Source organism: Bacillus sp. FJAT-25509 (assembly GCF_001420605.1).
GTDB lineage: Bacteria > Bacillota > Bacilli > Bacillales > Bacillaceae_G > Gottfriedia.
Window position 1 is genome coordinate 104,032 of the sequence record NZ_LJIZ01000019.1, and the last position, 18,455, is coordinate 122,486.

22 protein-coding genes are annotated in these 18,455 nt (G+C 34.5%); 17 read left to right on the forward strand and 5 right to left on the reverse strand.

Features of this window, described 5'->3' with window-relative positions; all coding sequences use genetic code 11:
• Window positions 1–27: 27 nt before the first annotated feature.
• On the reverse strand, window positions 28–2,127 hold the full coding sequence (locus AN960_RS12455; RefSeq protein WP_056471792.1) for a TerD family protein: 2,100 nt from the start codon (window positions 2,125–2,127) through the stop codon (window positions 28–30).
• A 413-nt stretch (window positions 2,128–2,540) separates the two neighbouring features.
• On the opposite strand from AN960_RS12455, the gene AN960_RS12460 reads away from it, so the two are divergent.
• The 5 genes from AN960_RS12460 to AN960_RS12475 all read left to right on the forward strand — a co-directional run bounded on the left by AN960_RS12460 (window position 2,541) and on the right by AN960_RS12475 (window position 5,318).
• Entirely contained in the window at window positions 2,541–2,966 is a 426-nt protein-coding gene (locus tag AN960_RS12460) for an SRPBCC family protein (RefSeq protein WP_056471795.1), read from the forward strand.
• On the forward strand, window positions 2,966–3,337 hold the full coding sequence (locus AN960_RS12465) for an ArsR/SmtB family transcription factor (RefSeq protein WP_056471797.1): 372 nt from the start codon (window positions 2,966–2,968) through the stop codon (window positions 3,335–3,337). Before AN960_RS12460 ends, AN960_RS12465 begins: the two co-directional genes overlap by 1 nt.
• Before the next feature lie 125 nt (window positions 3,338–3,462).
• Window positions 3,463–4,626, forward strand: a complete 1,164-nt coding sequence (locus tag AN960_RS12470) for an MFS transporter (RefSeq protein ID WP_056471798.1) — start codon at window positions 3,463–3,465, stop codon at window positions 4,624–4,626.
• Between the two features lie 117 nt (window positions 4,627–4,743).
• Window positions 4,744–4,881: a hypothetical protein gene (locus AN960_RS24780; protein WP_172795413.1), complete on the forward strand. Its 138-nt coding sequence runs from the start codon at window positions 4,744–4,746 to the stop codon at window positions 4,879–4,881.
• Window positions 4,882–4,991: 110 nt separating this feature from the next.
• On the forward strand, window positions 4,992–5,318 hold the full coding sequence (locus tag AN960_RS12475) for an antibiotic biosynthesis monooxygenase family protein (RefSeq protein WP_056471801.1): 327 nt from the start codon (window positions 4,992–4,994) through the stop codon (window positions 5,316–5,318).
• Between the two features lie 128 nt (window positions 5,319–5,446).
• Here the strand turns inward: AN960_RS12475 and AN960_RS24020 are convergent, their stop codons facing one another.
• Window positions 5,447–5,602 (reverse strand): DUF1540 domain-containing protein, encoded by a 156-nt coding sequence (locus AN960_RS24020; RefSeq protein WP_069033300.1) that lies wholly within the window; start codon window positions 5,600–5,602, stop codon window positions 5,447–5,449.
• 442 nt (window positions 5,603–6,044) lie between these two features.
• Here AN960_RS24020 and AN960_RS12480 point away from each other — a divergent pair, with 442 nt between their 5' ends.
• Window positions 6,045–7,421, forward strand: a complete 1,377-nt coding sequence (locus tag AN960_RS12480; RefSeq protein WP_056471804.1) for a hypothetical protein — start codon at window positions 6,045–6,047, stop codon at window positions 7,419–7,421.
• 89 nt (window positions 7,422–7,510) lie between these two features.
• On the opposite strand, the gene AN960_RS12485 is transcribed toward AN960_RS12480, so the two are convergent.
• A complete protein-coding gene (locus AN960_RS12485) occupies window positions 7,511–7,846 on the reverse strand; it encodes a hypothetical protein (protein WP_056471805.1) in 336 nt (111 codons plus the stop codon).
• A gap of 281 nt (window positions 7,847–8,127) precedes the next feature.
• On the opposite strand from AN960_RS12485, the gene AN960_RS12490 reads away from it, so the two are divergent.
• The 7 genes from AN960_RS12490 (at window position 8,128) to AN960_RS12520 (ending at window position 14,790) form a co-directional block, all read left to right on the forward strand.
• Window positions 8,128–8,460: a 2Fe-2S iron-sulfur cluster-binding protein gene (locus AN960_RS12490; RefSeq protein ID WP_056471809.1), complete on the forward strand. Its 333-nt coding sequence runs from the start codon at window positions 8,128–8,130 to the stop codon at window positions 8,458–8,460.
• A gap of 112 nt (window positions 8,461–8,572) precedes the next feature.
• Window positions 8,573–9,343, forward strand: coding sequence for a creatininase family protein (locus AN960_RS12495; RefSeq protein WP_056471813.1), 771 nt, complete (start codon window positions 8,573–8,575; stop codon window positions 9,341–9,343).
• 27 nt (window positions 9,344–9,370) lie between these two features.
• The gene (locus AN960_RS12500; RefSeq protein ID WP_056471816.1) at window positions 9,371–10,825 is read left to right on the forward strand and encodes a hypothetical protein; all 1,455 of its coding nucleotides are present in this window, start codon (window positions 9,371–9,373) and stop codon (window positions 10,823–10,825) included.
• 218 nt (window positions 10,826–11,043) lie between these two features.
• On the forward strand, window positions 11,044–11,772 hold the full coding sequence (locus AN960_RS12505; protein WP_056471818.1) for an iron-containing redox enzyme family protein: 729 nt from the start codon (window positions 11,044–11,046) through the stop codon (window positions 11,770–11,772).
• Between the two features lie 58 nt (window positions 11,773–11,830).
• Window positions 11,831–13,303, forward strand: coding sequence for an aldehyde dehydrogenase family protein (locus tag AN960_RS12510; protein ID WP_056471821.1), 1,473 nt, complete (start codon window positions 11,831–11,833; stop codon window positions 13,301–13,303).
• Window positions 13,304–13,316: 13 nt separating this feature from the next.
• Window positions 13,317–13,796, forward strand: a complete 480-nt coding sequence (locus AN960_RS12515) for a GlcG/HbpS family heme-binding protein (protein ID WP_056471825.1) — start codon at window positions 13,317–13,319, stop codon at window positions 13,794–13,796.
• Between the two features lie 325 nt (window positions 13,797–14,121).
• The gene (locus tag AN960_RS12520) at window positions 14,122–14,790 is read left to right on the forward strand and encodes a GntR family transcriptional regulator (protein WP_056471828.1); all 669 of its coding nucleotides are present in this window, start codon (window positions 14,122–14,124) and stop codon (window positions 14,788–14,790) included.
• Window positions 14,791–14,935: 145 nt separating this feature from the next.
• On the opposite strand, the gene AN960_RS12525 is transcribed toward AN960_RS12520, so the two are convergent.
• Window positions 14,936–15,736 carry an aspartate dehydrogenase gene (locus tag AN960_RS12525; RefSeq protein ID WP_056471830.1) on the reverse strand — a complete coding sequence of 267 codons (801 nt, stop codon included), beginning with the start codon at window positions 15,734–15,736 and terminating at the stop codon, window positions 14,936–14,938.
• A gap of 190 nt (window positions 15,737–15,926) precedes the next feature.
• Between AN960_RS12525 and AN960_RS12530 the strand changes: the two genes are divergently transcribed.
• The 3 genes from AN960_RS12530 (at window position 15,927) to AN960_RS12545 (ending at window position 17,628) form a co-directional block, all read left to right on the forward strand.
• Window positions 15,927–16,271, forward strand: coding sequence for a 2Fe-2S iron-sulfur cluster-binding protein (locus AN960_RS12530; protein ID WP_056471833.1), 345 nt, complete (start codon window positions 15,927–15,929; stop codon window positions 16,269–16,271).
• 263 nt (window positions 16,272–16,534) lie between these two features.
• Window positions 16,535–17,104: a chromate transporter gene (locus AN960_RS12540; protein WP_056471840.1), complete on the forward strand. Its 570-nt coding sequence runs from the start codon at window positions 16,535–16,537 to the stop codon at window positions 17,102–17,104.
• Entirely contained in the window at window positions 17,104–17,628 is a 525-nt protein-coding gene (locus AN960_RS12545) for a chromate transporter (RefSeq protein ID WP_056471842.1), read from the forward strand. The genes AN960_RS12540 and AN960_RS12545 overlap by 1 nt, the downstream gene beginning before the upstream one ends.
• A gap of 196 nt (window positions 17,629–17,824) precedes the next feature.
• On the opposite strand, the gene AN960_RS12550 is transcribed toward AN960_RS12545, so the two are convergent.
• On the reverse strand, window positions 17,825–18,067 hold the full coding sequence (locus AN960_RS12550; protein ID WP_056471845.1) for a YkuS family protein: 243 nt from the start codon (window positions 18,065–18,067) through the stop codon (window positions 17,825–17,827).
• A 103-nt stretch (window positions 18,068–18,170) separates the two neighbouring features.
• On the opposite strand from AN960_RS12550, the gene AN960_RS24025 reads away from it, so the two are divergent.
• The gene (locus tag AN960_RS24025) at window positions 18,171–18,305 is read left to right on the forward strand and encodes a YuzL family protein (RefSeq protein WP_082459488.1); all 135 of its coding nucleotides are present in this window, start codon (window positions 18,171–18,173) and stop codon (window positions 18,303–18,305) included.
• The last annotated feature ends 150 nt before the right edge of the window (window positions 18,306–18,455 follow it).

Genomic DNA, 18,455 nt, shown 5'->3' on the forward strand with positions numbered 1-18,455 from the left:
ACTCTATTAAATTGTCTGGGGTAATTTTTAGCTCATAAACTCACTTATTATTAAATCATAACGGTATGGTGTAACTTCTTCATTAAATGAAAACACGGTATCTGCTTCATCTTTATTTGTTACAAGCTCACCACGAGCAACTGAATGTAACTCTAATAGTTCATAAAGTGAAATACTATTCTTTTCAGACATAGCTTCAGTTAGTATTGCTAAACTATTCGAATTACTTTTTGCGTTGTTATAGTAATCAATATTGTCTTGTAAACCTAAATCACACCAAATAACTTTCTGTTCAAAAGTGTCAAAAATTAGTGGAATACTTATTTTTTGATCATTCGCTAGATCGAAGCGATCCATAACAGTATTAGGTTCAAAGACTTTACCAGACTTGAAATCGTCTCGTAGCATCCATCCAGCAAAACAGCTAGGTAAATTACAAAATGAATGATCTGAATAACTATTTACACTTAATACAACATAACGAATCCCATTATTTTTAAGAGTAGGAATATGGCAGTCTATGAACTCACTAGCCCCTTTAGGAGCACTTGTGAAATCACCACTGTGATAGCATTTAAGCTGTTTATTTTTTAGTTCATAGTAAGAGATATCACTTATATAATTAAAATTATCATCGTAAAATACTGCACTTAAATCAATATCGACAGTTCCAGTATGTACGCCATTTACATCTCCTTCTTTCCAATAAAGAAAGAATCTAATTATATCTCCTTCACCAATCGGAATAGTGGAGCCTCGAGGAATTGTTCTAAGTGATTTACTTGCTGAGCGCAATCCATTTGGCAAGGTAAAGTTGTGATATGATTCATCGATCCATACTTTGCCAAGAGATTCTTTAACAGAAAAACGTGCGTATAAAGTTTTTTTAACAACATTTAAAACATCATCGATTATAACTTCACTAAGTTTTGTTATTTTATTTTCAATAGCATAGAGTTTCGCAATATTTCCTTTAGGAAAAAAAGTGCGAATTCTTCTCTCATCATTTCGTTTATTAAAATGATTCCATAGACTTAATAGAACCGGAGTTGAAACATCCTTACAAACGATTGAAAACTGTGAAACAATATATTGCTGATCATTTTCTTCAGTAAATGAACGTAAAACAAAATCTAGTTTTCTAGCAAACTCACCAGGACGTTTGATTAATTCACTTGTTAATTTAGTGAGATTTTTTTTACTTAAGTATTCAGTGATTTTACTTTGGTATGTACTTACTTTTTTTTCGTTTCTAAGGATATTGAATAAATTTTCAGTATGTGGAAAACGCTTCGAATATTCACCAGGATGTAGTTTTTCTCCAATTCTTATCCATACGTTTCGTCTTTTAACCATATCCTCAATTGCGTGAGGGATTTCATTTAATAATGAAAGGATTAATTTACGCTCTTTTCTACTAAATGATATAAATTTAGTATTCATGCTTAAAGAAGGATCGCCTTCACTTAATGCAGCACAAAAGCGTAAAATATCTGTTGCCGTTTTTAAATAATTTGCGATTTCATTTTCGCTTATTTTTTTAGATTGATACAATAGTTTGAGGACTATAGCCATTTTTTCTTTTGATAAGAATAGTTCTGGTAATAAGTTTAGTGGTTTATTTTGAGTTAGCAGTACATATTGAATATCCTCAATGTCTTGGGACTTAAAAGAACCAGTACTATCAATTAATCTTTTAATAATTTGAATTAAATCATCTTGTTTTGCTAGATTAATTATTTTTAGATTTTTTTTATTTCTAAGAGGTGGTCGTTTTTTAATTAGAGTAAGTGGTTGAACTCCGAATATATAATACAATAAGCTATTCATATATAACTCTGCTTCATCAATTTTCATTACGTCATTAGGAAAGTTTTTGTAAAAAGGAATGTGGTCAACATTATAGCCTAATTCATTACTGATCGTTTCCTTGAAATCTATAAACCAAGCTATAAATTCTTGATCGTTCCATGTTTGTAAAATTTCAATAAGCTCAAGTGAAAAAGTATAACCGAACGCTTCTAGTTGCTTCAAGGCTGTTGCAAGTAATGGCTTTGGGAGGTTGTTTTCTTGTTTTTCGATATAGAGGGAATTTTTTCTTCGGAAAAGGATGTTTGTTTGATTCATGTATGGCCTCCAAATTTTATAATAAAAAAACGAGGAAATTATTGAATCTAGAAAAAGTACTTAAAGTACAAACCTAATAGAAGGAAGATTCAATATAGCCTCGTAACCTTATCAATTCTGATAAGGAATACAGGAAAGAGACTCGCTAGATAAATTCTAACAGGAATGTAGAAGGAAGCTGAGTCATAGCCTGTTTTATTAGTTTAGTATTTATGAAAGCGTTTTGCAACAGAAAACATATTATCGGTGATGAAGGAAAATACCGTAATGTAAAATAGTTTACCTATTCATCATAATTTAGTAACTTAAGGAAAAAATAAGTACGCAAAATTAGATTGACATAAAACCAAATGGTTGTATATAATTTCAAATATAACCAAAAGGTTTTATATTAACTTGAAAGAAGGATTGAAATGGGCGTACAAAATCAAGTTGAAGATATTAAACAAACTCTAATATATAATGCACCTATTCAAAAAGTCTGGGAGGTCGTATCAACATCAGAAGGTATATCTGCATGGTTCATGCCAAATGACTTTAAACCAGTAGTAGGTCACGAGTTTCATTTGCAAGGTCCATTTGGTCCATCACCTTGTAAAGTTTTAGAAATTGATGAACCAAATCGAGTATCGTTTACTTGGGATGTTGATGGATGGGTAGTATCATTTATTTTAAAAGATTTAGGGGATCAAACTGAATTTACGCTAATCCATAGTGGATGGAAAACTGCTGATGAAATTCTTCCAAAACCAAACCAAAAAAGTGGTGTTGTCCGCGACAATATGAATGGTGGTTGGGTTGGTATTGTTCAGAAGCTTAAAAAGGTTGTTGAAAACTAGTGTCCAGTTCTGCACAAAAATATGACGTATTTCAAGCGATAGCCGATCCTACTAGAAGAGAAGTACTTAAATTATTAGCTAATAAAGAATTGCCGATTTCAGAGATATCAAGTAATTTTCCGATGAGTCGAACAGCAATTGCAAAACATCTCCATATACTTTCAGAAGCTGAATTAATAAGTGGAAGAAAAGTTGGAAGAGAAAGAAGATACAGATTAGAGCCAGAAGCATTTTTAGAGATTAAACAATGGTTAGCATATTACGAGCAATTTTGGGCAAATAAATTATCAATCTTACAACATCTAGTTGAAAATAAAGAAGATCAAAGTATAAAACTAGTTAAATCAAATAAAGATAATAATGAAGAGTAATGTCAAAACGAATCTAAAGTAGGTTCGTTTTTTTTGCATAGACATTTTTAGTTATACCTATATAATAAACTAATGTGGCAAAAAATTATTATGAAAAAATAGTTTCATACTTGAGGAGTTAAGCAATGCATAAAGGTATATATATTTTAGCTATTGCAACCTTTGTCGCAGGAACCGTTGAGTTTATTATTACTGGTTTACTGTCAATGATTGCAGGGGATTTACATGTTTCAGTTGGTGCGGTTGGTCAGCTAGTTTCAATTTTTTCAGTAGTATTTGCATTTGGAGCTCCTATTTTTATAGCGATCACTTCAAAAATAGAACGTAAAAAATTACTATTAATCGCATTAACAGTATTTTTCTTTGGAAATATTCTTTCCATCATTAGTCCGAATTTCGCTGTATTATTAATCGCACGTATTATACTTGCAGCAAGTTGCTCGGTTGTAATTGTCGTTTCAATAACGACTGCAACAAACATCGTTTCGCCTGAAATTAGAGGTAGAGCAATTGGAGTTATTTTTATGGGGATCAGTTCATCTCTAGTTTTTGGTGTCCCTTTGGGTACAGTTATCGGTGAAAACTTCGGTTGGAGAATGACATTTGTTTTAGTCGGTATATTAAGCTTATTGGCTATGTTAGGGATTTATAAATTCTTACCGAAAGTTAAAGGTCAGCCAACAATCCCATTGATCAAGCAAGTAGCAACACTTAAAAATAAACGTATTTTATCGATTCAACTAATTTCTTTTTTACAATTAACAGGACATTTTACAATTTATACTTACTTTACACCATATTTAATGAAAACGATGGGATTATCTACTAATATGATTAGTATTGTTTTACTAGTATTTGGAATGGCAGGAATTTTAGGTGGATGGTTAGGTGGTTGGTCTACTGATAAATTTGGTGGAAGTAAGACATTAGTGTTTAATTTAGGGTTATTAGCTATTTCTATTTTAACTTTAACATTCGCTCCTAGTTCAATTATTAGTTTATTTATTATAGTTGTTCTTTGGGGAACTGTATCTTGGTCAATTAGTCCAGCAGTTCAAGATAGTCTAGCGAGAGTGGCAAAAGATTCGGCTGATATTCAAGTTGGATTAAACAATTCTTTTTCTCATACGGGAATTGCATTAGGTTCGAGTTTAGGTGGAATCCTAATTACTCAGTATGCAGTAACAATGAACGCATTAGTAGGAGGAATTATTGTTATTTTTGCTTTATTTTCTGCGATTTATTCTTTTGCTCTAACAAATAAAGTGAATGAGAGTAAATTAATATAAAAAATGAAACGATGCGATTTTTATTGCATCGTTTTTTCTAATTTATTTTTCAGAATTGGACATTCTAAAAATATAGTTTTGCGGCATAAAACTAATCTTAATTAGAAGGTGATTTGTATGGAAAATAAACCAGCACATTTTGATGGCAGCGGAATTAATGAAGAAGCATTAGATCAAAATTACCAACAAGAGGATTATCAAGTAACAGAAGAAATGAGAAATAACATAAGCGGAAATCCTTATTTTTTTGAGTAAGATTTGAAAGCGATACAATTGGTATCGCTTTTTTTATTTGCATTTTTTGAATTGACTATGTTATTTAACTCTTTCATCAAATATGATTATTAGAAGAAGGAGGGATAAAAATGAGTTCATTTGCAAAAACGCCAAAACCTCCATATTATGCAGTTATTTTTTGTTCTAAAAGAACGGATGGAGATAATGGGTATAGTAAGATGTCTGAAAAAATGATTGAATTAGCATCGAGTCAACAAGGATTCCTAGGAGTTGAAAGCGCACGTGATCATGAAATGGGGATAACGGTTTCTTATTGGGACTCCTTGGATGCTATTAAGACATGGAAAGAGCACGCAGCTCACAAGGTTGCTCAAGAACGTGGAAAAAAAGACTGGTATGAATCCTTCGCATTAAGAGTGAGTAAAGTTGAAAGGGATAATTTTTTTGAAATGTAGTCAGTAATTGGTGGTGTAGATGTAAAAAATATTAAATAATTGGAATAAATTTGAATGAAAATGATAGTTATTATCAATACTATAAATAAGAAAGGGCAACCTTCTAAATAGGTTACCCTTAAGGACAATTACATTCCAGCTTCAAATGTTTTACAATCTGTTTCAGCATTGTTTTTAGCTTGTTTCCCTTTATGGCTCACAACATAAATGGAATCTGCACTACATTTGTTTCCAGAAGCCCAAAATTTACAGTTATCAACTTCGCAAAGTACATCTTTTGCCATTATAAGACACCTCCCTTAATTTTTATCATTCACATTAATAAAGGGATTGATACATCCATAATTTCTTTTTTTAATGTTTATTAATTCAAGTGAGAAACTTTAAAAGGCAAAGCTAAAACCTTATCGAAATACGGTAAGGTTTTTTTATATTTTGTGAACTCCTTAAACTTGGTTAAACAAATTGGAATTTGAATATAATAATTTTTAAAACCATAAAAAGATTGGTACTCATCTTTTTAAACAATTATTTATTTAAATTTTGTAATTTCCAAAGTCAAAGTTCAACATGTATTCCTCTTTAACTTATACCTAACTTTCCAAATGAAAAATGGAAAAAGATAAAATTGTATACCAAAACTAGGTATTTATGGTATAATTTCTTGTAAAATATACTAATTAAACTCTTTTGGTATACCAAGTTTAAGGGGAGGATGGTGATACGATGTTGAAGTATGTGTTTGGATTAGTAATCTTTTTATATTTATTTTCCTCTTTATTTCATTTGGATTTACAATTAGTTATTTCTTCTTTATGTGTCTTAATAGTTCTTTATACGATGTTTACTGTTAAATTGCTCGTTAGAACAATAGGAAGTATTTTCTTACTAATAGGATGCATTCTTCTTTGGAGAACTAATGCCAGTTTAAAAGAATTTATTCTTTCATTCGGTCCAATGTTGGATTTACTTACCTTGTTTGCATTAATCCCAATATTAGGTTTTCCAGTTAAACTTGGAGGGTATGCAAAAGGGATTCAAGCGATCATACAGAAAAAAGTAAAAACATCCGGTCAATTATACATCATGACATCGGGAATATCTTATTTTTTAAGTATGTTTATGAATTTGGCCACTCTACCAATGACTTACTATTCTATTCAACCATCCTTAAGTCTTTTTTCGATAAAAAAAGAAGATCGATTTATGAGTAGAGCCATTACCCATGGCTTTGCGATGCCTCTACTATGGGCTCCAATTACACCAATCGTAGGGATCGTAATTGGCGTAACTGGGGTAAGATGGATATCTATTTTGCCATATGTATTACCGTTAAGTATATTGGGGGTTGTGTTAGATTGGGTATTGGCTTCAAGGAATTCACGGAAAAATGTTACGAAAGGACATAGAAATGATTTAGTAAAAGATGAAACTGCTGCTTCACTAGAAGGTGTGGTTACTCAAGGAAGAGTGTTTCATATTTTCATAGCTATTATTATATTCAATCTCATCATCTCACTTTTAGAACATCTCTTTTCGTATTCTTTTGTTATTATCGTATCATTTTTAGTCATTCCGTTTGCTCTTGGTTGGTCTCTTCTCATTAAGCAACAAAAAGCATTTTTACATAGTTTTAAGGAATATTTTCATTCCTATTCCTTTAAAATGAAAGACCAATTTTTTATCTTTTTGTCAGCTGGCTTTTTTATTTCCGTTGTAAAAGATACGAATATAAATGAAACAGTAAATATAGCAGTCACTCATTTTAAAGATATTGTTGGACCAGAAGTGTTTTTAATTCTATTACCATTAATTCCGTTAGCATTTGCGTTTACAGGGTTACATCCTGCAGTAACTTTGACGTTAATGGCAGAAGCGCTTGATCCACATAGCCTAGGTATTTCACCGTATATTTTAACAGTGTCATTACTTGCCGGAGCTATTTCTGCGTTTTTAGTAGGGCCATATAATGCGACGATCGGATTAATGTCGAGCATCGTTAAAGAAAGCTCCTTTAAAGTTTCGAATTGGAATATTCCATATACAATTAGTTATTTACTCATTGTTATGTTTTATTTGTTTGGTTTAGAGTGGCTTATTTAGAGGAATCGAAAGGACAACATTATGATAGTTGTCTTTTTTTATTTGTAAAATTAAGAAATAGCACTGGATCAGTGCTATTTCTATGTAATCTATACAGTTAGTACGTCCGACTTCACTAATTTGGAATGCTGTGAGTCCTCGCTGTTTCCTTGAGCTTTTACTATTTCGTATAACTCTTCATGCGCCGCTTCAATCGTTTCAAATGTCTCAAAGAACTTTACGCGAATATCATTCACGTATTCTTTTCCTTCATACTTTTCGTAAAGTTTAATTTTAATATTGTCATCTAACACTTCGGCAATTGTGTATTTAGCTTTTAGTTCGTTAAAAAAGTAGAAGTGGTATGTTTCGATTGCCTTTAATCCCTCGTTATCTACAATAGTTTGAAACGTGTCTTTATTCGTCAAAACAATATACTTACCCATCTTTGCACACTCCTCATCTAATTATGTAGTATTGAGCACAAGGTATTTTGTATACCAAATTTCTATTCATAGTGTAATACAGAAAAAAATATTAATCAATATAATTTTCTGAATTTTTAATAAAAAAATGAGCGGTTACAATTAAAAGGTTTTTTTGAATAGACATAACAATTAATGTTAAAGATTTCCAAATTAATAATAGTATTTACTTTCTAAAAAATTCGAATTATAATCAGATTAAATTTTTTAAATTTTAAGAAAATTGTATTGGAGGGATACATATGCCAAAAGTACGCTTGCATGTAGAAGGAGAAATAATTGAGCAAGAAGTGCGTGATCACGCGAATTTAGTAGTGTTGGCAGGCATCCGTCAATTCCCAAAACTGAAATATGGGTGCGGGATGGGAAAATGTACAAAATGTGCATGTAGAGTGCTAGAAGGAGCAGAAAAGCTTGATCCGCCAAACTGGAAAGAGCAGAAAATGCTAGGTGAAAAGGTTGAAGAAGGTATTCGATTATGCTGTCAGTTAACGATCAAAGATGATATTGTCATTTCACAAGAAAATATAAACGCCCCAATCCCTAAAGTTGCAAAGCCAGTAAATGCACAGTAATTTTTTTGCCTCATCTAGGTATACAAAATACCTCTTTAATTTAAATGTTGATTTCATAGACGAAAGTAGAAAGTTTTTGTAAGCGGATACAACTATGAAAGGGGGTGAAAATATGAAATCATATTTGTTAACTGAGATGACTTGGGAAGAAGTAAAGGATGCATTACATACTGTAAAACTAGCAATCATTCCAATTGGTGCACACGAACAGCATGGCCCTCACATGGTTGAAAGTTGTGATGCTGTACTAGCTGAGAAAATGGCTGAGAAATTAGCTGAAAAAATGTATCCTCATGTAATGGTAACGCCTACTGTCAATATGGGAGTCTCGCACCATCATTTGAACTTTCCAGGAACCATTTCATTGCAACCGACTACGCTTATAGCCATTTTAAAAGATATGATTGTTTCTCTTAAACATCATGGTATTCAAAAATTTTTATTATTAAACTCTCACGGCGGCAATCAGTCAACTTTAAATGTTGCTTGCACCATTTTGTCAGAAGAGCTAGGTTCAGAAATCTATTATGCTAAAACGACAGCATCTGCCAAACTTTCAATCTCAGAATCTATTCACTCGCCATTGTTCGGTCACAGCTGTGAACGAGAAGTGTCAGAAGCACTTTACTTGGCTCCTCACTTAATTAGACCAAATAAAATTACTAAAGGAAGTATCCAAAACGAAGGTAGATGGAAGCAGCTACGACCTGGTAAAGCTATTCAAGGGTTTTATCGATACGAAGAGATGACGACTAATGGTTGCATTGGGGATGCAACGAAAGCAAGTTATGAAATAGGGGAAAAGATTGTAGGTGAAGCACTCGAAAACCTTTCAAACGAACTCCAAAAGCTATTACATCTAGAAGAAGAATGTAAGTTGTAAGTACCTATAAATGAGAGGGTGGGGTTTATGGATTTAACTGTTGCTCACTGGCTTTATGGTATCATGACACTTGTTGTAATTGTGACTATGCTATTTCGAAAAGGGGTTGTATTGCCTACCATCATTGGAACCTTTCTTGTTTCTGTTGCTTATAAAGGATCAGTGGTTGGTGGATTTCAAGCGTTGTTCAATGCAAATCTTGTAGCAGCAAAGGAGTTATTTACGATTTTTTTAATCATCACTTTTATGGTGGCTTTATTACATTCCTTAAAAGATACTGGTGCAGATGAAAGAATGATAGCTCCGATGCAAAAGGTAATGAAAAACGGACATATTGCTTTTGCTGTTCTATTAGTCGTCACATACGTCATTTCTTTATTCTTCTGGCCGACTCCTGCCGTTCCGCTTATTTGTACGTTATTAGTACCTGCGGCTATTCGTGCTGGTTTGTCGCCAATTGCTTGTGCCATGGTTGTTTCGATTGCAGGACAAGGTATGGCATTATCTTCGGACTATATTATGCAGATTGCTCCTATGCTTACTGCAAAATCTGCAGGTATTCCAACATCAGCTGTATCAGGTAAGGTCATGATTCTCTCTTTAATTACAGGGGGAGTGGCAATCGCGATTACGTACTTTACTGAACGCAAATCGATCGGTAAATCAGAAAGTGAAGCTTCATTGCGACATTTACAATCACTTGCAAACAAAAACTCTTCCGCAAATGAAATAGCTGCTACAACAGAAGCTACTGTGGATGAAAGAGAACGTGAAAAATGGGGGAAAATCTTTGCTGTATTAGTCCCACTATCTCTACTAGCAGTTATCATATTTATGTTTTCAACGAAAATCGGTAATGGTAAAATGAGTGGTTTTGAAGGAGGAGACGGTGCAGCATTTATCGGTGGTGTTGCGACTATGTTGTTAGTCGTAACATGTGTAGCGTTTCGTCGTTTACAAGCTCTTGATAAAATTAGTGAGCATATTACAGAAGGATTCGTATTTGCATTTCGTGCAATGGGACCAGTTATTCCGATTGCAGCATTCTTCTTCTTAGGCAGTTCGGATTTTAGTGGTACCATTTTTTCCTTAGGAGAAAATGTAGCAAAGCCAGCGTTCTTAGTTGATTTAGTTCAGGCTGGTCAATCAATCATTCCACATAATTCGGTTTTAACGGCATTTGGTCTATTAATTACTGGAGCGATTACTGGGTTAGAAGGTTCAGGCTTTTCTGGATTACCGCTAGTTGGAGCTTTATCAGGAGCATTAGCCCCTGGAGTTGGTATGGAACCTGGAACGCTAGGAGCAATCGGTCAAATGGGATCTGTGTGGACAGGTGGTGGAACGTTAATTGCGTGGTCATCATTGGTAGCGGTTGCTAGTTTTTGTGGTGTGAATGTTTTAGAGTTAGCTAGGAAAAACTTACTTCCTGTTGCTACAGGCTTAATAGTCTCTACCATTGTCGCTCTCGTTATATGGTAGAGCAATTTCTTGAATTTAGAAAAATTAGAAAATTTAATTAAAATGTATTTACAAACAAAAAACAATGGGTTACTATAAGGTTAGTTGGTATACCAAATACAAAATACGAATAATCACTCGATTTAAGTAGTTTTTATCAGTGTTTTCAGTGATTTGGTATACTTCGATTGTTTAACAAAACTATTAAACTACATAAACATATTGGAGGAGGAGTTTGGATGACTAGATTATTATCTAAAGATGAGTTTCGTAAGGAATTAGAAGAAGCGATTAAAGGGAACCACAGCCAAAAAGCACCTTTTACTGTAGCATGGGCTGAAGGAAAATTAGAGCGTAGTCACTTCGCTCGCTGGGCTGAAAATCACTACCATTATGTTGGACCTTTTGCAGATTACTTAGCTTATATCTACCATAACACTCCAAACTTACCAAAATATGAAGATGCAAAAGATTTCACATTACAAAACATGTATGAAGAAGAAATCGCTGGCGATCGTCATACAGACTTATTAATTCGATTTGCAGAAGCTTGTGGAACAACTCGTGAGCGTGTATTGGATCCTAATAACATGGCTCCAACAACGTTAGGTTTACAAAGCTGGTGTTTTGCGGTAGCAGCACGTGAAAACTTCGTAGTAGCAACTGCAGCGTTAGTTGTAGGACTTGAATCTCAAGTACCAGACATTTATCGTAAGCAAACTCCAGCATTACGTGAGAAGTACAACTTTACAGATGAGGAGATTGAATTCTTCGACTTACACATCGTATCAGATGAAATTCACGGAGAGCGTGGATACAAAATTGTACTTGACCATGCTGATACTCCTGAGCTACAACAACGTTGCTTAGAAGTAGTTCGTACTGGTGCAAAAATGCGTCGCATGTATATGGATGGATTATGGAGAGAATATCTTGAAAAAGATTTAGGTGCTTTAGTACAAGCATAATAATTAGAAAATAAAATGGCAGTTTCCGTCTAGGGAACTGCCATCTTGTTCAGAAAGGATGATAAAGTTGCTAACTACTAAACTAGAAACTTATAAAAATTACATATCTGGAAGTTGGGTCGAGTCTGTAAATAATAAAACGTTCCAAAGCGTTAACCCTTCTAATAAAGAAGATATTGTTGGTACATTTCAAGCATCGACAGAACAAGACGTGAAACAAGCAATTGATGCAGCTCACCAGGCATTTCCTGCGTGGGCACAAACTCCACCTTCTAAACGTGCTGCCATTTTAAATAAGGCGGCAGCAATACTTGAACAGAGAGTGGAACAACTAGCAGAGGAATTAACACGAGAAGAAGGAAAAGTGAAAAGTGCGGCCAAACAGGAGGTGCTTCGCTCAGCGGAAACGCTTCGTTATTATGCAATAGAGGGACAAAGTTTTACGGGGGAAACGTTCCCAAATGATGATCCAAATATGAGAGTCACAACAGAAAGGGAGCCACTTGGTGTTATTTCTGTCATTACACCGTGGAATTTCCCATTATCCATTCCATCGAGAAAGATTGCTCCGGCATTAATAACTGGAAATACAGTTGTTTTCAAGCCTTCATCTGATACACCTTTAATTGCATTTCGACTCGTTGAGGCGCTACATGAAGCTGGTATACCAAAAGGAGTAATCAATTTTGTAACAGGAAGTTCATCCGATATCGGGGATATATTAGTTAAACATCCCGCTATACGAGGCGTTACTTTCACTGGTTCTACTAGTGCTGGGGAACATATTCATAAAAACACATCCTTTACTACAAGAACACAAATGGAGCTTGGTGGAAAAAATCCTCTAATTGTAATGGATGACGCAGATGTTGACTTAGCAGTTAACTTAACTGTGAATGGGGGCTTTCACCTTACTGGTCAAGCATGTACAGGCACTAGTCGTGTAATTGTTATGAAGGAAGTAAAGGAACAATTTGTTCAGAAATTAGTAGATAAAACAAGTGCTTTAAAAATTGGCGACGGCTTTGACGAAAGTGTCATTATTGGACCACTAGCAAACGAAAAGCAGTTAAATAACGTTTTGAAGTATATAGGAATTGGTAAAGAAGAAGGGGCTACACTTGAGTATGGAGGTCAACAGCTTACGTACGGAAAATACGAAAACGGCTACTATATTGAACCTGCGATCTTTACGAATGTAAAACCTGGTATGCGCATTGCTAAAGAAGAAATTTTCGGCCCAGTAGTTGCTGTAATTGAAGTAGAAAGCTATGAAGAAGCCATATTAATTGCTAATGATGTTGAATATGGATTATCTGCATCGATTGTTACGAATAATTTGAAACTCGCTCATCAATTTACAAAAGATGTTCAAGCAGGGACAGTTAAAGTAAATCGTACAACGACAGGTAATTTGATGAATGCACCATTTGGTGGAGTAAAACGCTCTAGTACTTCTACATTCCGTGAGTCTGGCAGAGTTGGACTTGAATTCTTTACACAAATAAAAACAGTCTATATCGGTTACTAAAGGAGGGGTATAAATGAAAAAAATTTTAAAATTAGAACTAGATGAAGCAAAGGTAATGATTGAAGCTGCTAAGAAGAAATCTGAGGATATCAACGTTCCAGAGACGATTGCTATTGTAGATGACGGAGGATATGTCATTGCACTTGAACGAATGAATGGTGCTCGTATTACGGGTCCTGAAATTGCTATTGCTAAAGCATATACGGCAGCAGGGCATAAACGCTCGACTCATTTATTTAATACAGAACCAAACGGCCCAGCTCTACCGGGCAATGAAGCATTTGGAATCCAACATATGCTTAATGGAAAATTTGCAATCTTTGTCGGCGGTTTTCCAATTGTAGTGAATGGAGAAGTCATTGGTGGCGTGGGGATCAGCGGTGGAAATGGAGAGCAAGATACAGCGGTAGGAACAGCTGCTTTACTAGCATTGCAAGAGTTCCTTTCAAATGACGGTTATGAAGTTGTTACTGATGCGGACATTAAAAAATAATACTTTGGAGGCGGTTAGGTGTTGTTCCTACATCGCCTTTTTTGGTTTACAGACATTCGCATAGTAAAATAACTGGGATTAAAGTTCATATTTGTAGGCAATAAAACTAGTTAGCTATGAGAAAATCTACTTATCAAAATATAGGTATAAGAGATAAAAGGACTATAAAGCAAAGACCCGTATAAATGGTTAAGTGGAATTTTTTACCACCTATCTACTCGATTACTTATTTAAAAGATACTATAATAGAAATATCGATTTACTTTTAACAAAATGATGATACACTATTTTAAAATAGGCAAGAAATGGGAGGCAGGTGAATGGAATGGAGATGGAAACTAATTTTCTTTCAATCCGGGAACATGCGTATAGATATTTAAAAGAATTGATTTTAGAAGGGCATTATAAGCCAGGTGATCGCTTAATTGAACGGGAACTTGCTGTTAAGCTAAACATTAGTCGTACACCTATTAGAGAAGCTTTATTCCGCTTAGAATCACAAGGGTTTGTAAAAACGGTTCCACGTAAAGGTGTCATCGTTTCGAATATTTCTGATGAAGACATTATGGAAGTATTTACAATTTTATCTTCGCTAGAAGTGTTAGCAGCAAAATTAGCTGCTAAAAAAATGACGGACGAAATTCAACAAGAGTTTGATCAAAAAATCGAAGAGCTTCTTTATATTGAGGAACACTCTGACGAGACATTTGAGAACGAGCATATCGAAATGAATCTCCTACTATATAAGGCAGCAAGAAGTCCGAAGCTATTTGAAATTTTATCAGGCTTAACAGATTATATCCATATGTCTGCTAATATGGGGTACGAAACACCTGGGAGACGTAAGGAATCATTGAGGGAACATATTGAAATAATGAAAGCAGTACGAAATAAAGAAATAGAAATGTCGGAGTATTTAACGAAAATTCATATCGAAAATTCTAGACGTGCGTATATGAACTACATAGAAAAAAGAAAAGAAAAAACGACATAAAATAGTTTGTGGATGTTTTCATCTCTTTTCTTGTCTGGAAAAAATCATTTTTCTAAAAAATAATAAAACCCCTTTAGTTAGACTGACTAAACTAAGGGGGCTTTTTATTTTAGTTTCGTATTTCACAAATAGTAAAAGGAAAATACTAGGTCCCAATAACGATAGAAGACGTTCTATTTTTTAAAGTATTACAAATACTCATTGCTACAATATATCCCGTCTTCGGATTAGTAGATGAAGGAATATTTTGCACCTTCACTTCCATTTCACCAAAATATCCCTTTACGAAAATTTGGTGTGTATTGCTGGTTATGCTTGGGTCTACATAAACTTGAACTTTTGTTTTATCAAATCCGATTCCAGCAAGACTTAAGGTTGCTGAAACATTTGTGCTTTCCGGAAAAAGCTTAGAAGATTCTCTAGCAACGCCACTATAAATGCAAAAGGGCTCTTTAACTGTGTTTAAATCTACCTTTTCTTCTGCAATTGTTCCTCGCCAAGCACTCGGTGGTTTTCTCGTTACAAGTTTTACTTCATCAACGCTCTGTAACATTGAAGCAGCAACACGAACCAATCCGGCAATTGCCGCAGAAGGGATGATAATCTTGCTATTAGTAAGTTTTGCAGCAGTTTCTAGTTCTGCTAATAATGCATCATCTGCTAGGGCACCTACAGAAGCGATGATAAAATCACTACTAGAAGATAGCGCCCTTTTCCCATACTTATAGACAGCTTCATGACCTGCAGCTTCAATAATAATATCCAATCCCAATCCGAAAAAATCCTCTTCATTGTCGTAAAATAAATCGCTTATATGCGATTTGTATTGATCCTTACTTCGTACGAGAACCGCTTTTAATAATACATCTCCAGCCTTGCCTTCGTTTATATATTTGACGATATCTTGTCCGATTGCTCCATATCCAATTAAACCAATAGTAAGCACATTGATCACCCCGTTTTTTGAAAATTAAGACGTATTTGGTATACAAAATATTATATCAGACCGGTATATAAAAACAAATAGAGTAATATAAATTAAGAAAAATAGCTTATTATATGAAATTTTTATATTGTCAGAAAATTATAAATATGGTATATTGTATACCAAAGAGGTAAAGAGGAGGATTTGAATTATGCCGAAACTGAATTTTGCTACTAGTGGAAAAGTATTAGAAGTACCGGAAAACTCCAATATTTTACGTATGTCTCTTCGATTTGATGGGGAACTGCCAAATCGATGTGGTGGAGGCGTTTGTGGATCCTGCGTTTGTAAAATTGAAGAGGGGACTGTTGATCATATAAAAGTGCAGGAGCGTCGAAAGCTTGGTGAAGAATGGTTAAGCAAAGGGTTTCGTTTAGGATGCCAAGCTTTCATCACTGACGAAGATGTAACGATTTCATGGAACGAAGAAGTAACAGATGAAGTAAAAAAACGAAAATTAGATCATCCGAAAAAGAAAGTGACATCTACACCATAAAATCCAATTTTAAGAGCGGGAGTGAATGATATGTTGTTAGTATGCGACAAACATATGGAAGAAGCCTTAAAGTTAGTAGAAATGCCTCGAATTCAAAGAACTCAAACTGGTGAGACATGCTCGTTTTGTAATGTGGAGTCCTCGCTTTTAATGAACATGGTCAATCAACCTAATCCAGTTAAGAAAAAAACATGTGGCAATTGTGTGAAGTGCTCTTGTCTTATTGCAAACTAAAAGAAAGATAAACTAAAGGGATGGATTTTATGAAACAGTTAAATATCTTTATCGCCTTTTTTAGGAGCAGCATGCTTGGATACGGAGGTGGACCATCGACCATTCCTTTAGTACATAAAGAAGTGGTTGAACGTTTTAAATGGATGACTGATGAAGAATTCGGAGATGTGCTCGCTATTGGAAACACACTGCCAGGGCCTATTAATACAAAAATGGCTGGATACATTGGGTTTAAAGTAGGCGGTAAAATTGGAATGATCAATGCAATAATTGCAACGATTCTGCCGACCATTATTTTAATGGTTGTTTTATTGACCACTCTAGTAACTTTTAAAGATCTAAAATGGGTGCAAGGAATGACTAAAGCAATTGTCCCAGTAGTTGGAGTCATGCTTGCTGTGCTAACTTGGCAATTTGTAGAAGCTTCCGGTAAGGGGCTAAAATGGCCTATTACAATCGGACATATTTTAGTAGGACTTGTTTTAATGCAATATTTTCATATACATCCAGGATTTATTATTGGTGGGCTTCTGTTATTTGCGGTCGTTAAGCCAGCCAAATCAGTTGAAGGTAAAAAATCAAAAGGACTGTCTGCATAATGATATATTGGAACATTTTCTGGGCGTTTTTTGTTGCTAATATTTTAGGGTATGGAGGAGGCCCCGCAACAATTCCTCTTATTCAAAAAGAAGTCGTCACAAGAGGATGGCTTACGCATCAAGAATTTAATGAGGCTCTTGCTATGGGGAATTCTCTACCTGGACCGATTGCTACGAAAATGGCAGGGTATATCGGATTCCATGAAGGTGGTATACTAGGTTCATTTTTGGCTGTATTCGCTACAGTTGCACCGTCATTAATCCTCATGCTGACTTTAATGGGAATTTTGTATAAATATCGTCATTCGATCCAAGTAAAGCGAATGACTCTTTACGTTAAGCCAACAATCGCAGTTTTACTTGGCGTTATGGCTTATAATTCATTTCATGATTCATATTTTCAAATTGGTATTGGACAGTTTTTGTTTTTAGCAGTGATCAGTTACATATTAATGGAGAAAGTAAAGCTTCATCCGGCTTTTATTGTAATGGGAGCTTTGTTGTACGGTGGATTAAATTTATAATTTGAAAAAAGGGTGAGCAAGGCTTACCCTTTTTTGCACATTAGAAAGCTAAAATTTAAAGCGACGAAGGGGACTCGAAGTAGTTGCATATTTTGGAATTATGTAAAAGTGCAACTGCGCTTTTTGTCATCACTTTAAAGTTCGCCAATTGGCGAGTTTTTTAGAATGTTTAAGATATAACTTTTGTTGTAATTTGTTATTGTAATCTACTTTCAACTTGTTGACAAACTTCATCAGCTGTTAAGCCACTTGCCTCGATTACTGATCCTTGTGTAGCTACATTTTGCATTCCCATTACATTTGAATCAAGTCCTGTTACTACGCAGCAATCGCAACCATTTGCATCTGATTCCTGTTTTAATTCAACAACATCATGTCCCGCTGAACGTAATGCTTCTTGGACATTCGTTAAAGATTGTTCTACTCCGATTCTAGCCATAAAAAACACCTCCTCAGATATATAAGATTGGCAATTTACAGGAAAAATATTCTTTGAATAAAGAAGTTTAAGTTTAGAAAAAGTAAAGATGGAGGTGATTAATATGGGAAAAACTAAAAAAGATCCATCTAGAGTAGGCTTAGGATCACCAAATGTACAAGGTCAAGGGACTACAACATCTGAAACTGGTGTTGAGATGTCTTCTAGTAGAAAAAAACAAAAAAGAGAGATTAAATAAAGACTATTGGTCAGAATTCAAATGTTGCAATGACATTCAAACTAATCTGACTAAAAAAACTATTTAATAAGAAGATGTCTCGCCACCTATTTATAGGTGGTTTTTTATTTTGATAAAAAATAAAATAGATAAGAGGAATCTACGATTGGT

What these genes read in the sequence shown, in the direction of transcription:
- AN960_RS12455 (WP_056471792.1), bottom strand. Translation starts at nt 2,127, where the DNA reads ATGAATCAAACAAACATCCTTTTCCGAAGAAAAAATTCCCTCTATATC.
- AN960_RS12460 (WP_056471795.1), top strand. Translation starts at nt 2,541, where the DNA reads ATGGGCGTACAAAATCAAGTTGAAGATATTAAACAAACTCTAATATAT.
- AN960_RS12470 (WP_056471798.1), top strand. Translation starts at nt 3,463, where the DNA reads ATGCATAAAGGTATATATATTTTAGCTATTGCAACCTTTGTCGCAGGA.
- AN960_RS24780 (WP_172795413.1), top strand. Translation starts at nt 4,744, where the DNA reads ATGGAAAATAAACCAGCACATTTTGATGGCAGCGGAATTAATGAAGAA.
- AN960_RS12475 (WP_056471801.1), top strand. Translation starts at nt 4,992, where the DNA reads ATGAGTTCATTTGCAAAAACGCCAAAACCTCCATATTATGCAGTTATT.
- AN960_RS24020 (WP_069033300.1), bottom strand. Translation starts at nt 5,602, where the DNA reads ATGGCAAAAGATGTACTTTGCGAAGTTGATAACTGTAAATTTTGGGCT.
- AN960_RS12480 (WP_056471804.1), top strand. Translation starts at nt 6,045, where the DNA reads ATGTTGAAGTATGTGTTTGGATTAGTAATCTTTTTATATTTATTTTCC.
- AN960_RS12485 (WP_056471805.1), bottom strand. Translation starts at nt 7,846, where the DNA reads ATGGGTAAGTATATTGTTTTGACGAATAAAGACACGTTTCAAACTATT.
- AN960_RS12490 (WP_056471809.1), top strand. Translation starts at nt 8,128, where the DNA reads ATGCCAAAAGTACGCTTGCATGTAGAAGGAGAAATAATTGAGCAAGAA.
- AN960_RS12495 (WP_056471813.1), top strand. Translation starts at nt 8,573, where the DNA reads ATGAAATCATATTTGTTAACTGAGATGACTTGGGAAGAAGTAAAGGAT.
- AN960_RS12500 (WP_056471816.1), top strand. Translation starts at nt 9,371, where the DNA reads ATGGATTTAACTGTTGCTCACTGGCTTTATGGTATCATGACACTTGTT.
- AN960_RS12505 (WP_056471818.1), top strand. Translation starts at nt 11,044, where the DNA reads ATGACTAGATTATTATCTAAAGATGAGTTTCGTAAGGAATTAGAAGAA.
- AN960_RS12510 (WP_056471821.1), top strand. Translation starts at nt 11,831, where the DNA reads ATGATAAAGTTGCTAACTACTAAACTAGAAACTTATAAAAATTACATA.
- AN960_RS12515 (WP_056471825.1), top strand. Translation starts at nt 13,317, where the DNA reads ATGAAAAAAATTTTAAAATTAGAACTAGATGAAGCAAAGGTAATGATT.
- AN960_RS12520 (WP_056471828.1), top strand. Translation starts at nt 14,122, where the DNA reads ATGGAGATGGAAACTAATTTTCTTTCAATCCGGGAACATGCGTATAGA.
- AN960_RS12530 (WP_056471833.1), top strand. Translation starts at nt 15,927, where the DNA reads ATGCCGAAACTGAATTTTGCTACTAGTGGAAAAGTATTAGAAGTACCG.
- AN960_RS12540 (WP_056471840.1), top strand. Translation starts at nt 16,535, where the DNA reads ATGAAACAGTTAAATATCTTTATCGCCTTTTTTAGGAGCAGCATGCTT.
- AN960_RS12545 (WP_056471842.1), top strand. Translation starts at nt 17,104, where the DNA reads ATGATATATTGGAACATTTTCTGGGCGTTTTTTGTTGCTAATATTTTA.
- AN960_RS12550 (WP_056471845.1), bottom strand. Translation starts at nt 18,067, where the DNA reads ATGGCTAGAATCGGAGTAGAACAATCTTTAACGAATGTCCAAGAAGCA.
- AN960_RS24025 (WP_082459488.1), top strand. Translation starts at nt 18,171, where the DNA reads ATGGGAAAAACTAAAAAAGATCCATCTAGAGTAGGCTTAGGATCACCA.